At 60.9% G+C, this 12,840-nt stretch carries 10 protein-coding genes; 5 read left to right on the top strand and 5 right to left on the bottom strand.

The genetic code is table 11. From position 1 onward, the window contains the following. Positions 1-67: 67 nt before the first annotated feature. Entirely contained in the window at positions 68-1,243 is a 1,176-nt protein-coding gene (locus LVD12_RS12890) for a class I SAM-dependent rRNA methyltransferase (protein WP_237068136.1), read from the bottom strand. A gap of 195 nt (positions 1,244-1,438) precedes the next feature. On the opposite strand from LVD12_RS12890, the gene rimO reads away from it, so the two are divergent. The 3 genes from rimO (at position 1,439) to LVD12_RS12875 (ending at position 6,156) form a co-directional block, all read left to right on the top strand. Further along, a complete protein-coding gene (gene rimO, locus LVD12_RS12885; RefSeq protein ID WP_237068201.1) occupies positions 1,439-2,779 on the top strand; it encodes a 30S ribosomal protein S12 methylthiotransferase RimO in 1,341 nt (446 codons plus the stop codon). 399 nt (positions 2,780-3,178) lie between these two features. Continuing rightward, positions 3,179-5,050 (top strand): serine hydrolase domain-containing protein, encoded by a 1,872-nt coding sequence (locus tag LVD12_RS12880; RefSeq protein ID WP_237068135.1) that lies wholly within the window; start codon positions 3,179-3,181, stop codon positions 5,048-5,050. A 752-nt stretch (positions 5,051-5,802) separates the two neighbouring features. Further along, positions 5,803-6,156: a DUF8738 domain-containing protein gene (locus LVD12_RS12875; protein WP_237068134.1), complete on the top strand. Its 354-nt coding sequence runs from the start codon at positions 5,803-5,805 to the stop codon at positions 6,154-6,156. Between the two features lie 88 nt (positions 6,157-6,244). Here the strand turns inward: LVD12_RS12875 and gmhB are convergent, their stop codons facing one another. Genes gmhB through glyQ form a run of 3 tightly spaced genes read right to left on the bottom strand, consistent with a single transcriptional unit; the run spans position 6,245 to position 9,849 of the window. Beyond that, on the bottom strand, positions 6,245-6,793 hold the full coding sequence (gene gmhB / locus LVD12_RS12870) for a D-glycero-beta-D-manno-heptose 1,7-bisphosphate 7-phosphatase (protein WP_237068133.1): 549 nt from the start codon (positions 6,791-6,793) through the stop codon (positions 6,245-6,247). 6 nt (positions 6,794-6,799) lie between these two features. Next, positions 6,800-8,881, bottom strand: a complete 2,082-nt coding sequence (glyS, locus tag LVD12_RS12865) for a glycine--tRNA ligase subunit beta (RefSeq protein ID WP_237068132.1) — start codon at positions 8,879-8,881, stop codon at positions 6,800-6,802. Then, positions 8,881-9,849, bottom strand: a complete 969-nt coding sequence (gene glyQ, locus LVD12_RS12860) for a glycine--tRNA ligase subunit alpha (RefSeq protein ID WP_237068131.1) — start codon at positions 9,847-9,849, stop codon at positions 8,881-8,883. The genes glyS and glyQ overlap by 1 nt, the downstream gene beginning before the upstream one ends. Before the next feature lie 168 nt (positions 9,850-10,017). Here glyQ and LVD12_RS12855 point away from each other — a divergent pair, with 168 nt between their 5' ends. After that, positions 10,018-10,905, top strand: a complete 888-nt coding sequence (locus LVD12_RS12855; RefSeq protein ID WP_237068130.1) for a lysophospholipid acyltransferase family protein — start codon at positions 10,018-10,020, stop codon at positions 10,903-10,905. A gap of 17 nt (positions 10,906-10,922) precedes the next feature. On the opposite strand, the gene LVD12_RS12850 is transcribed toward LVD12_RS12855, so the two are convergent. After that, positions 10,923-12,161 (bottom strand): NupC/NupG family nucleoside CNT transporter, encoded by a 1,239-nt coding sequence (locus tag LVD12_RS12850; RefSeq protein WP_237068129.1) that lies wholly within the window; start codon positions 12,159-12,161, stop codon positions 10,923-10,925. 42 nt (positions 12,162-12,203) lie between these two features. On the opposite strand from LVD12_RS12850, the gene LVD12_RS12845 reads away from it, so the two are divergent. Further along, on the top strand, positions 12,204-12,815 hold the full coding sequence (locus LVD12_RS12845; protein ID WP_237068128.1) for a CDP-alcohol phosphatidyltransferase family protein: 612 nt from the start codon (positions 12,204-12,206) through the stop codon (positions 12,813-12,815). Positions 12,816-12,840: the final 25 nt, after the last annotated feature.

Below are 12,840 nucleotides of genomic sequence, written 5' to 3'. Positions count from 1 at the left end.
AAAGCCGCGGCATTGCCGCGGCTTTTTTGTCTCCTGACCTGTGCCTGGCAGCGAGCGCTGCGACTGCTCAGCGCAGGTGTACGAAGTGCGCTTTGAGGTAGCGGGTCTCGGGAATTGCGGGATGCACGGGATGATCTGCCCCCTGGTAGCCGCTGGCAAGAATTGAGGCGTCGCGGTCAAGCTTGCGTGAGGCACCGCGAACGCAGTCCGCCAGCTCATCGGCGCCGAGGTGCATCGAGCAGGAAGCACTCACTAACAACCCGGCCGGCGCCAGCAATTGCATGGCAAGCTCATTGATATGGCGATAGGCGGCCAGGCCTGCCTTGTGATCCTTGCGCCGCTTGATGAACGCGGGCGGATCGAGGATGACCACGTCATAGCGCTGTCCGGCGGAGACCATTTCCTTCAGGACATCCACCGCCTTGCCGCGCACGGTCTCCAGGCGATCGCTGGCCCGGTTGTGCTCGCCGTTGGCGCGGCACCAGTCCAGTGCCTGCTGTGAGGCATCAACACAGGTGGCGTGCGCAGCACCATGGACGAGGGCCTGTACGCCCCAGCCTCCGGCATAGGAGAACAGGTCCAGCACCCGCTTGTGTTTTACCCACCGATTCAGCAGAGCCCGATTCTCACGGTGATCGTAGAACCAACCGGTTTTTTGACCACGATGCACGGGTGCTAGCAGGGGTACACCGTTTTCTTCGAACGGTATCAGCTCCGCAACCTTCCCTTTTATCACTTCATTGACCTGTGGCATCTCTTCCACCGAGCGGCCCTGGTGGTCATTGCGGACCAGGATACCGCTGGGCTGCACCAGCTGGTCGAGAATATCGATCACCTCTGGCAGTAACCGCTCCATTCCCCAGTTACTGACCTGCACCACAAGGACGTCAACGAACCGATCCACCACCAGTCCCGGCAGCCAGTCAGAATCCCCATACACAAGGCGATAACTGGGGTGGGGAAAATACCGCTCGCGCAGGTTCAGGGCCTCACGCAGTCGCTTCTCCAGCAGCTGCCGGTCAAGCGGGCCGCGTCGAGATACCAGACGCCCGCAGATCAATTGTGCTGGATTCACGAAAGCGGTGCCCAACGGCTTGCCCTGGCTATCAGTAACAGCGCACTGGCTGCCGGGTTCTATGCCCTTCAGGGGCGAGCGCCTGGTGTCAACCTCATTGCTGTAAATCCACAGGTGGCCACGCCTGAGGCGGCGCTCGGCACCGCGGTTTAGAATGATGTCTGTCAAGACAGGCTCCAGAAGGGAAAATTTGTCGCAGTCCTGCCCACCGCGGAGTGCGATCCGGCACGTGACTGTGGGCCTATTTCAAATGCTAGGCAAGCCTGCCGTCGACCGCTAAAATTGCCCGCTTTTTAACCACGCTATCAAAGACGCCCCCGTGGCAGCCAGGGAGAACATATGCGCGAGAAAGACCTGCCGGAGATGATCGAGCAAAGCCGGCATACCGGTCAGCCCGGCAAAGTGGGATTCGTTTCACTCGGTTGCCCGAAAGCGACCGTGGATTCTGAGCGCATCCTCACCCAGTTGCGCATGGAGGGTTACCAGGTTGTTCCATCTTACGAGGATGCCGATGTTGTGGTGGTCAACACCTGCGGTTTTATCGACAGCGCCAAGCAGGAGTCTCTCGACGCCATCGGTGAGGCTCTGCACGAAAACGGCAAGGTTATCGTCACCGGTTGTATGGGGGTCGAGGAAGACGCCATCCGCGAGACCCACCCCAGTGTGCTGTCGGTGACCGGCCCGCAGCAGTATGAGCAGGTGGTGAATGCCGTCCATGAAGTGGTTCCACCCCAGGCCGAGCACGACCCGTTCGTCGACCTGGTGCCGCCGCAGGGCATAAAACTGACGCCGCGCCACTACGCCTATCTCAAAATTTCTGAAGGCTGCAACCACTCCTGCAGTTTCTGCATCATTCCCAGCATGCGCGGCAAGCTGGTGAGCCGCCCGGTGGGTGAAGTGCTCGGAGAGGCGGAGCGGCTGGTCAACGCCGGTGTGAAAGAGCTGCTGGTGATCTCGCAGGACACCAGTGCCTATGGCGTGGACCTGAAATACAAACTGGATTTCTGGGATGGCCGCCCGGTGAAGACCCGCATGCTGGAGCTCTGTGAGGCACTGTCTTCCATGGGCGTATGGGTGCGCCTGCATTACGTTTACCCGTACCCGAACGTGGATGACGTCATCCCACTGATGGCCGAGGGCAAGTTGCTGCCGTATCTGGATATCCCGTTCCAGCATGCGGCGCCGAAAATTCTCAAGGCCATGAAACGCCCCGCATTCGAGGACCGGACACTGGCCCGAATCAAAAAGTGGCGGGAAATCTGCCCCGACCTGACCATCCGCTCTACCTTCATCGTTGGCTTCCCCGGCGAGACCGAGGAGGATTTCCAGTACCTGCTCGACTGGCTGAGCGAGGCCCAGCTCGACCGGGTTGGCTGCTTCAAGTACTCCCCGGTGGACGGAGCACCGGCGAATGCACTCGCCGACCCGGTACCGGAGGATGTGAAGCAGGATCGCTGGGAGCGCTTTATGGCACACCAGCAACAGATCAGCGCCGCGCGTCTGCAGCGCAAGATCGGACGTGAGATCGAAGTGCTGATCGACGAAGTCGATGAAGAAGGGGCCATCGGCCGCAGCTGGGCAGACGCACCGGAGATCGATGGGATGGTCTACCTGAATGGCGAGCAATCACTGCAGCCCGGAGACAAGGTGCGCGTGCGGGTTACCCATGCTGACGAATATGATCTGTGGGGCGAAAAACTTTAGCAGCAGTTTTTCTCTCCTCTCATTTTTTCCCCTCTCACTCCTCTCTCCGGAGTCTCCGGCCGACACCGTTATCCCCGTTACCGGGGCAATGATGGTGCGGCCAGAACTTTGTCTCAACGCCAATCCCCGAAAACCAGACTGTGCAAAGTGGGCAGCAGGCAACTTTCGAGCCCAGACGATAACCACAGGCAGAAAATGACGCCAGAAAAGATCCATAAAGCCGAGCTGTTCTGTGCCCTCGCCCCGGCGTTGTGATATCAAGGGAGGTGATGTTGGTTCCCGTGCAGCCAGTGCCACCACGGGGCTGGCCTTTTACTTTGTCCGTGAAAATCGTTTCCGGCGTGAGCATTCAGGCCAACAGGAAGTACGCAACGATAAAGAACAGGGGAGTTCTGCAGAATGCTTCGATTGCTCGGGTTGACCGTCACCTTGGCTGGACTTTTGCTCACCGCTGCCTTCACTTTCGCCGCCGACACCGGTAACAAGCCCTCAACGCTGACTGAACTCAAAAGCGCTATCAGGGACGTCATGGAGCGGCACCAGGTGCCGGCGGTGGGCGTTGCCATGGTCGACGAGAGCGGTCCTGTCTGGGTGGGGTCTCTGGGCAAGGCCAACATCGCAGAGGGAACTGCTGCGGATGCGGATACGATGTACCGCATTGGCTCGACATCAAAGATGTTCGTGTCCCTGTCGGTATTGAAGCTGGTAGAGGAGGGACGGCTGTCTCTGGACGACAAGCTGTCGGATTTGGCACCGGAAATTGCCTACGAGAATCCCTGGGAGGATACTCATCCGATTCGTATCGTGCACCTGCTCGAACATACGACGGGATGGGACGATATTCACTTGCCACAATTTGCCCAAAACGAACCGGCCTACAGCCTCAAGCAGGGGCTGGACTTTCATCCCCATTCGCGCAAGTCGCGCTGGAAGCCCGGCACCCGCATGGCCTATTGCAATGCGGGCCCGCCCGTGGCCGCCTATATCGTGCAGAAGGTGACAGGCCAGGACTTTGAAGAGTATGTGGCGGAACAATTTTTTCGCCCGCTGGGAATGGAAACGGTGACCTATCGCCTGACCGACGATGTGATGCAGCATGGCGCCACGTTATACGTGAAGAATGAACCGCAAAGTTACTGGCACATCTCACTGCGCTCCTCAGGTGCGATCAATGTATCGCCAGCCGACATGTCGAGGTTTGTCACATTCTTTGTCAATCGCGGTCGTGTCGATGGGCAGGCGCTGCTGTCGCCGGAGTCGCTGGCTCGCATGGAGCGCAGTACCAGCACCAATGGCGCCAGGGCGGGGCTGGAGCTGGGCTATGGCCTCAGTAATTATTCTTCCGTTTACGAGCACTGGGTCTACCGGGCGCACCGGGGCGCCGTCAGGGGGGGACGGAGTGTCCTGGCTTATTTGCCCGAAGCAAAAACCGGCCACGCCATCATGATCAATGCCGATAACACTGCCGCACTTCGGGAAATTTCCAGGTTGGTGCGCGCCTACGAGACCCGCAACCTGACCCCTCCACCGCTGAAGCAGAAAACTGCGTTGGCCGTCGATGCCGGGGAGATCGAAGGCTTCTACATGCCCATCAATCCCCGCCAGCAGACCCCCTATTTTGCCTGGCGGATCCTCGGTATCGAATCGGTTTCGGTGGACGAGGGCCGCATCGCCAGCAAACCCCTGCTGGGTGGAGATCCTGAATACTACTACCCGGTCAGTGAGGGCCTGTTCCGGCCGGGGGACATTAACCAGGCCGGTCTCGCGATTGCCAGTGACCCGCTGGCGGGTAAAGTACTGCAGGTCGAGTCTCGCACCTACCAGCCGGTGAGCGCGGCCTCGGTCTTTGGTCTGCTGGGTACAGGCGGCGCATGGATCGGTTATATGGCCAGTTCGCTGCTGTTTTTCCCGATCTGGGGAATCCGGCGCCTGCGCCAGGCAATTCCTGCCGGGCTGCCAACACAGGTACGTATGTGGCCACTACTGAGCAGTCTCTGCATCATTACGACAGTGGCGCTGCTGGCTGTTGCCATTAATACGGACCCGATCGTCATACTGGCAAGGCCAAGTTCGATCGCTGTCGCCATCATGGCCGCCACAGTCCTGTTTGCGGTGTTTTCTGTGACCGGGCTGTACACGGTCTATCGAGCGCGCAATGTTGCGATGAACCGGGTGGCTTACTGGCATTCCACCCTTGGGGCTGTCCTGCACGGAAGCGTTATGGTTTACCTGCTGTATTACGGGGTGATTGGACTGCGCACCTGGGCATGAAGTCGCTGTAAATATTGCCAAAAAAGTTTCTAAGCTGCGTCGGTTCAGGGGGAACAACCAGTAGCCAGTAGCAATAGACGACGGCAGCAACCTGAACCTCTAACACAAACAGCCGGGGGCGCTGACGCCACGAAGCATTCTTCCAACCTGCGGCGGTACAGTGATCTTTTCGGCGGCTACTGCTTGCCTTTCTATTCATCTCTGCAGCCGTGACGAATTTGGCGAACATTGACGTCGTCATTGAGAGAGCCGGGAAAACCATCCCGGGTGCGGCGATCATTGTTCCTGCAATCTTTGTGTTCGAGTGTCTGGTGGTAATCATGCTGGTCGCGGACACGGGTCTGTCGAAAAAAGTTGGCGATGGGAATGGGGCTCTACCCGATTCCGCTCTGTCTCCTCTTTTACCCCTTCTGGAATTCTGAGGGCACTGGGCAGGTAGTGCTGAAAATTATTTCTGAAAAACCCTGGGGTTGGCCGGTGCGATGTTTCTGTAGGGCGGTAGTCGCCGGCCAACCGGGATTGAGGACGATCCGGTGGCGCAAGCTGCGGATGGTTATGCTTACTAGTAACGCTCCGGTCTAATCGGTGCCACGCCAATCGCCGGTGCTAGAAAAAGGTGGCAGAGAGCGCAGGTCTTTTCGTCCTGACTGCCCGGCCCCTTGAACATCAGCGTGACACTTCAGTTTGGCGTTCGCACTGGGGCCAGGCTAGAACATCGAAGATTAAAAGCCCATGACGCAGAGGTGTGCACAATGCTCCGAATACTGATCCCTATCTTGGCGCTTTGTCTCTTCTTGAGCCTGCTGGCAGCCAGGACAAGTGCCTCTGAGGCGGAAAGCCCCGCGTCCCGTGCGGCGGGAGAGCTGGCGCTGCGCATTGTGTCGGATTATGTCGGTGTTCCCCAGGAGCAGTTGCGGCTGCAGTCCGTCGAGGCTGTGCGCTGGGAGGACAGCAGCCTCGGTTGTCCCAAACCTGGCCGCCGCTATCTGCCAAGTGTCATCAACGGCCACAGGGCGGTGGTGGCTTATGGCGCGCGCGACTACGCAGTGCATATGGCGAACGGTAGCGGGGTAGTGTGCGATGGGGTGCTGCGGGAAGGCCCCTGAGGGGCCTATGCATCGAAGAATTCGAATCGACCCCGTTCCGTTGGGGCTCAACGGCTGGCCAGACCGAATCCTCGACCTCTACACCGTCCTACAGCAGGACAAATTGTGAGAACGCCGCCAGATCATCAAACACGGTGGTTTCGGCGAGCGCCGCATCTGGCGATTCCAGCAGGGACCGAAGCGTGGCTTCCCCCTGACCTGTGCGTACCAACACCGGCTTGCAGCCCTTGGCCACCGCTGCCTGCAGGTCGCGAAGACGGTCTCCGACGAAATAACAGTCGTGCAGGCTGGTATCGAATTCCGCCTCGATGGCGTCGAGCATACCGGTGGCCGGTTTGCGACATCGACAGCCATCGTCAGGTCCGTGCGGGCAGTAGAAGATGGCTGCGATCTCACCGCCGGCATCCTCCACCAGCGCCCGCATCTTGGCGTGCATGGCTTCCAGGTCGTCCAGGTCGAACTCACCCCGGGCCAGACCCGGTTGGTTGGTGGCGATCACGAGCTGGTAGCCGGCCCGGCTGAGCGCGGCGATCGCCTCGATGCTGCCCGGCAGGGGATCCCACGCGTCGGCGGAGGTTACGCCCCCCGCCGGTTCGTGATTGATCACCCCGTCCCGGTCCAGCAGGATGACTGACATGGCGGCTTACTTGGCCGGTGCCAGCAGGGAAATGTCGGCAACTTCCAGGAACAGGGCGCGCAACTGGGCCAGCAGCGCCAGGCGGTTGTTGCGCAGGGCCTCGTCGTCGCACATCACCATGACATGGTCGAAGAAACTATCCACCGTCTCCCGCATACCGGCGAGGCCCGCCAGGCCCTCGGTGTAGCGCCGCTCGGCATAGATCGGTGCCACCTGGGTGCGGGCGTCGTTCACTGCACGGTACAGAGCTTTCTCGGCATCCTCCTGCAGCAGGCTCTCGTCCACCTTGCTCGGTGCCGCGCCCTCTAGCTTGGCCAGGATATTGGATACCCGCTTGTTGGCGGCCGCCAGTGCCTGGGCCTCTGCCAGCTGGCTGAAGGCGTAAACCGCCTGCACGCGGTTGTCGATATCCAGCGGCTGGGACAGGTGACGTGCAGCCACTGCCATGAATACCTCTGCCGGGACACCCTGGTCCTCGTAGCGGGCGCGGAAACGCTCCAGTACATAGGCCAGTGTCTGGTCGACAACCATGTTGTATTCACCGAGAGCAGTGCGCGGATACTGGTCACGGGCCTGTTCCAGCAGTGCGCGCAGGTCCAGGTCCAGGTTCTTTTCCACCAGCAGGCGGATGATGCCCAGGCTGGCGCGGCGCAGGGCAAACGGGTCGCGGGAACCGCTGGGGGGCTGGCCGATTCCGAAGATACCCACCAGGGTATCCAGGCGGTCGGCGAGGGCGATAACGGTACCGATATCGCTCTTCGGCAGCTCATCACCGGCGAACTTGGGCATGTACTGTTCGTACATGGCTTTCGCCACGTCGAGGGCTTCGCCGTCGTTTTCCGCGTAGTAGTAGCCGGCAATGCCCTGCATGTCGGCAAACTCGAACACCATTTCGGTGACCAGATCGGATTTGCACAGGGTCGCGGCGCGCTCCGCCTGGGCCTCGTCCGCACCAATCATCCTGGCAATGGCCGGGGCCAGCCGCGCCAGCCGCTCGGTCTTGTCGTACACCGTGCCCAGCTTCTGCTGGAAAATGACCTGCTTGAGTTTTTCACGACGGGTCTCGAGGCTGGTCTTCTTGTCAGTCTCAAAGAAGAAAGCGGCATCGGAGAGGCGCGGACGGATGACGCGCTCGTTGCCATGGATTACCTGGGCCGGATCCTGGCTCTCGATGTTGGACACGGTAATAAAGAAGGGCAGAAGCTGGCCGTCGCCATCCACCACGTGGAAATACTTCTGGTGCTCTTTCATGGAAGAGATCAGGGCTTCTGCGGGTACCTCGAGGAAACGTTCCTCGAAGCGGCCGGTCAGGGCCACCGGCCACTCCACCAGCGCGGTCACTTCGTCCAGCAGATCGTCATCGATCACGGCCTCGCCGTTGACATTGTGGGCCTCGGCAGTGACCTGCTCGAGGATCATCTCACGGCGCTCGGCAAAGTCGGCGACCACATAGCCCGGGTCGCGCAGCTGCTGTACATAATCCTGGGCGGAGTGAATCTCCAGCTCGCGGTTGCAGTGGAAGCGGTGGCCGCGGGTGGTGTTGCCGGCTTTCAGGCCCAGTACCTCACCGTCGACGACGCGGTTACCGAACAGCATCAGCAGCCAGTGTACCGGGCGCACGAATTCCTCACGGCGCGCACCCCAGCGCATGCGTTTGGGGATCGGCAGTTGTGCCAGCGCCTTGTCGACGATACCCGGCAGCAGGGTGTCGGTTGCGGCACCTTTCTGCTCACTGATGAACGCCAGGCGCTCACCCTTGTCGGTGTCCTTGCGGGACAGCTGCTCCACGGTGACGCCATTACTGCGCGCAAAGCCCTCGGCAGCCCTGGACGGCTTGCCGTCCTTGTCGAACGCGGCCTGCACTGCGGGGCCGAGCTTCTCGACCTGCTTGTCCTGCTGCTTCTCGGCCAGACCGGAAACGGCAACAGCCAGGCGACGCGGGGCGGCATAAGCCTTGAGGTCACCATATTCCAGTTCCGCGGCTTTCAAGCCCTGGGCGATACCGTCGGCAAATGCCTCCATCAGGGTGCGCAGTGCTGTCGGCGGCAGCTCCTCGGTGCCGAGTTCAACCAGAAAATCCTGCGCCATTACTGCTTCTCCTCTTGCTTGGCTTCTGCTGTCGCCTGTTCGGCCAGGATATCGGCCTTGAGTTCCTCTGCTGCCAGCGGGAAGCCGAGGGCGCGGCGCGCGTCGTAGTAGGCCTGGGCCACGGCCCGGGCCAGGGTGCGCACGCGCAGGATATAGCGCTGGCGCTCGGTGACGGAGATGGCGTGGCGGGCGTCCAGCAGGTTGAAAGCGTGGGATGCCTTCATCACCTGCTCGTAGGCGGGCAGGGGCAGCCCCAGTTCGATCAGCCGCTGGCTCTCGCGCTCACAGTGGTCGAAGGTATTGAACAGGAACTCCACATCCGCGTGCTCGAAGTTGTAGTGGGACATCTCCACCTCGTTCTGGTGGAACACGTCGCCATAGGTGACTGGGCTGCCATCCGGATTGCGGGTCCACACCAGGTCATAGATGGATTCAACGCCCTGCAGGTACATGGCGATCCGCTCGAGTCCGTAGGTGATCTCGCCGGTGACCGGGAAGCACTCCAGTCCGCCCACCTGCTGGAAGTAGGTGAACTGGGTAACCTCCATCCCGTTCAGCCATACTTCCCAGCCGAGGCCCCAGGCGCCGAGGGTGGGAGATTCCCAGTTGTCCTCCACAAAGCGGATATCATGCACGGCCGGGTCCACACCCATGGCGCGCAGGCTGTCCAGGTACAGTTCCTGGATATTGTCCGGCGAGGGCTTGAGGACCACCTGGTACTGATAGTAGTGCTGCAGGCGGTTGGGGTTTTCCCCGTAGCGGCCATCGGTGGGGCGACGGCAGGGCTGCACGTAGGCGGCGTTCCAGGTCTCGGGGCCGATGGCGCGGAGAAAGGTGGCCGGGTGGAAGGTGCCGGCGCCCACTTCCATATCCAGAGGCTGTAAAATGACGCACCCCTGGCGCGCCCAGTAATCCTGCAGGGCAAAAATCAGGCCCTGGAAGGTGCTGAGGTCGTATTGCTTGGACACCGCTATCTCCGGCTGTGATGGTTTCGGTCTGCCACACGACTCTGGGCGCGGCAAAGGGACGCAATTATAGCGGCAGCAGGTTACGCACTAAAGGCGCCCCCGGCGGGAATTGCCCGGGAACCCGTGCGCGGTGTGCTGCGGCGCAAGTTTGTATAGGAAGTTTTGGCATTGGATATCAAAGGGGCACTGGCTGCCACTGCACTGAAACTGGTGGGTAGACTGCCGTTGCGCTGGTCGCGCCGTCTCGGGCGGGTATTCGGCTGGCTGGCGGTCCTGTTCCGGGGGGAAAGCCTGCGGGTGACCCGGATCAACCTGGAGCTCTGCTATCCGGGTATGGATCCGGCCGAGAGAGAGCAGTTGGCCCGCCGCAGTGTCGTGCACACAGCGATGACCGGCTTCGAAGTGGCGACCCTGTGGCGCCAGCCCTGGAGTCGCAGCGAAGACCAGATCCTGCGGGTCCGCAACCAGCAGCTGCTCAGCGACGGGGTCGACGAGGGGCAGGGGGTACTGGTGTTGATGCCCCATACCGGTAACTGGGAAATCTTCGGAATGTACCTGGCTACCCTCGGTCCCTCGATTGCACTTTACGCGCCGCCGAAGATCGCTGCCCTGGACCCGATCATCCGCTCAGGCCGCGAGGTCACCGGCACGCAGATGGTCCCCACCAATGTGCATGGGGTACGCGCACTGCTGAAAGCATTGAAAAACGGTGACATCGTCATGGTGCTCCCGGACCAGGAGCCGGATACTACGGGCGGGGACTTTGCGCCGTTTTTTGGCAAGCCCGCGCTGACCATGACCCTGGCCCACAATCTGCTCAAGCGCACCAAAGCGCGCTGTGTGTTCGGTTTCGGCAAACGCCTGAAGGACGGTTTCGAGCTGGTTTTCCTGCCCGCGGAGCAGGCCATCTACAGCGATGAGCAGAAAGTCTCCCTCGCGGCCATGAACCGCGGCGTCGAGGCCTGCATCGCCGAGGCGCCGGAGCAGTACCAATGGGAGTACAAGCGGTTCCGCCGCGGGCCGGAGGGGAAAACCCGGCTCTACCGCAAAGCCTGACCATGTCGGTCCGGCTTCTAACCGTGTAAACCCAGCAGCCCGACCACCGTGCCCGTCATGCAGGTAGCCAGCAGGCCGGCAAACAGTGCGCGCGTGGCCAGGTAGGCCACCTCGGCCGTTCGCCCGGGCACGATGGTGGAAATGGTCCCCACCACCAGGCCAAGGCTGGCAAAGTTGGCAAAGCCGCAGATCCCGTAGACCAGTATCAGGTAGCTTTGCGGCGACATGGCCGCGGGGCCCAGTTCCGCCATTTTCTGGTAGGCCACGAACTCGTTGAAGATCAGCTTGATACTCATCAGCTCTGCGGCCTGGGGGATATCGGCCGGGTCCACACCCATCAGCCAGACCACCGGGTGGAACAGGATGGATGCCAGGTACTCGAGGCTGATCCCCTCCCCGAAAACCGCCCCGAGCAGCGCATTGACCAGGTAGATCAGGGCGAACAGCACCACGATCATGCCGATAATGTTCAGCAGCAGTTTGACCCCGTCCTCGGTCCCTCGCACCAGAGCATCGAGGGTGCTCTGGGCCTCGCTCTGTACCCCGGGTATGTGGTGCTCCAGGCGATCGGCCGGCGGCACCCACAGCTGGGCGAACAGCACTGCCGCCGGCATGCTGATCAATGATGCCACGAGGATATGGCCGGCCGGGTTGGCGACGATCCCCTCCAGCTGGCTGGCATAGAGCACCATTACTGTGCCCGCCACCGTGGACATGGCGGCCGTGATCAGCAGGAACAGCGTGGACCGGGACATGGACTGGAAGTAGGGGCGTACCAGCAGCGGCGCTTCGACGATGCCGAAAAACACACTGGACGCGACACTGAACGTCTGCAGGCCATCGAGCCGCAGGGCTTTCTGCAGCAGGAAGCCGAGGCCACCAATCACCTTCTGCAATACTCCCCAGTAGAACAGGATGGCGGACAGGGCGCTCATCACCAGTACAATGGGCAGTACCTGGAAGGCGATGATAAAAGGGCTACCGGGTCCGTCCGCGACGAACGGGAGGTCGGCACCGCCCAGGTAGCCGAACATGTAACTGCTGCCGGCGAGGGCAGCCTGTTCCAGCGTCTTGACCGCACTGTTGAGGCCGAGGAGTGCAGTCTGCACCCAGGTGACCTTGAGCATGATCCAGGCGATGGCAAACTGAAGTAACAGGCAGGCGATGATCATCCGCGGCGAAATGGCGCGGCGATTCTCGCTCAGGAGAACCGGAATGGCGGTAAATACCAGGATGCCAAGTAGACCTTGCCACATGAAAACAGCTCCCCCGGCGCCGGCTGGCGCGACTGAAACAAAATGACCGAAACAGAAACCCCGACAATCTGGCGTCACCTGCCGAACGCGCTGTCCACCCTGCGTATCCTGCTGATCCCGGTAATTATCTGGCTGTCTCTGGCCGAGCAGGCTGAAGCGGCACTGGCCGCTTTCATCATCGGTGCGCTGACGGATTTTTTCGACGGGCGCCTGGCACGGCGCTTCCACTGGCACAGCCATGTGGGCGCACTGCTGGATCCGGTGGCGGACAAACTGTTTGTTCTCTGCCTGATGCCCCTGGTCTGGCACCTGAGCTCTGTGCTGACCCTGTTTGTCTGGCTAGTGGTGATTCGCTATGCCCTGCAGCTCAGCGTGTTTCCGGTGCTGATGGCCTGGTTAAAACGGCCATTCAAGGTCGTGCCGAAACTGGTGCCCAAACTCGCTACCGCTGTGGCATTCCTGGTCCTGGGCCTCGGCTTTTCGCAGCAGGTCGCCCTGGAGTGGACACCCCACTACGCACCCAGTGGTAATTTCTTTGGCCAGTCCATCATGGCGGTGAGTGCCCTGGGCTGTCTGCTGGAAATCTGGGTTCTGGTGACCTTCTTGCCGCGTTATTTCCAGATCATTGTCGGTACGCACGATACCTTTGAATAAAGCTGAGGATTATTCCCCTCGGCCG

Origin of the sequence: Microbulbifer guangxiensis (genome assembly GCF_021729075.1) — a bacterium.
Lineage (GTDB): Bacteria > Pseudomonadota > Gammaproteobacteria > Pseudomonadales > Cellvibrionaceae > Microbulbifer > Microbulbifer guangxiensis.
The sequence above is the reverse complement of the archived record's forward strand: the minus strand, read 5'-3'. Positions and strand labels throughout refer to the sequence as shown.

What these genes read in the sequence shown, in the direction of transcription:
- rimO (WP_237068201.1), top strand. Translation starts at nt 1,439, where the DNA reads ATGATCGAGCAAAGCCGGCATACCGGTCAGCCCGGCAAAGTGGGATTC.
- LVD12_RS12880 (WP_237068135.1), top strand. Translation starts at nt 3,179, where the DNA reads ATGCTTCGATTGCTCGGGTTGACCGTCACCTTGGCTGGACTTTTGCTC.
- LVD12_RS12875 (WP_237068134.1), top strand. Translation starts at nt 5,803, where the DNA reads ATGCTCCGAATACTGATCCCTATCTTGGCGCTTTGTCTCTTCTTGAGC.
- gmhB (WP_237068133.1), bottom strand. Translation starts at nt 6,793, where the DNA reads ATGTCAGTCATCCTGCTGGACCGGGACGGGGTGATCAATCACGAACCG.
- glyS (WP_237068132.1), bottom strand. Translation starts at nt 8,881, where the DNA reads ATGGCGCAGGATTTTCTGGTTGAACTCGGCACCGAGGAGCTGCCGCCG.
- LVD12_RS12850 (WP_237068129.1), bottom strand. Translation starts at nt 12,161, where the DNA reads ATGTGGCAAGGTCTACTTGGCATCCTGGTATTTACCGCCATTCCGGTT.
- LVD12_RS12845 (WP_237068128.1), top strand. Translation starts at nt 12,204, where the DNA reads ATGACCGAAACAGAAACCCCGACAATCTGGCGTCACCTGCCGAACGCG.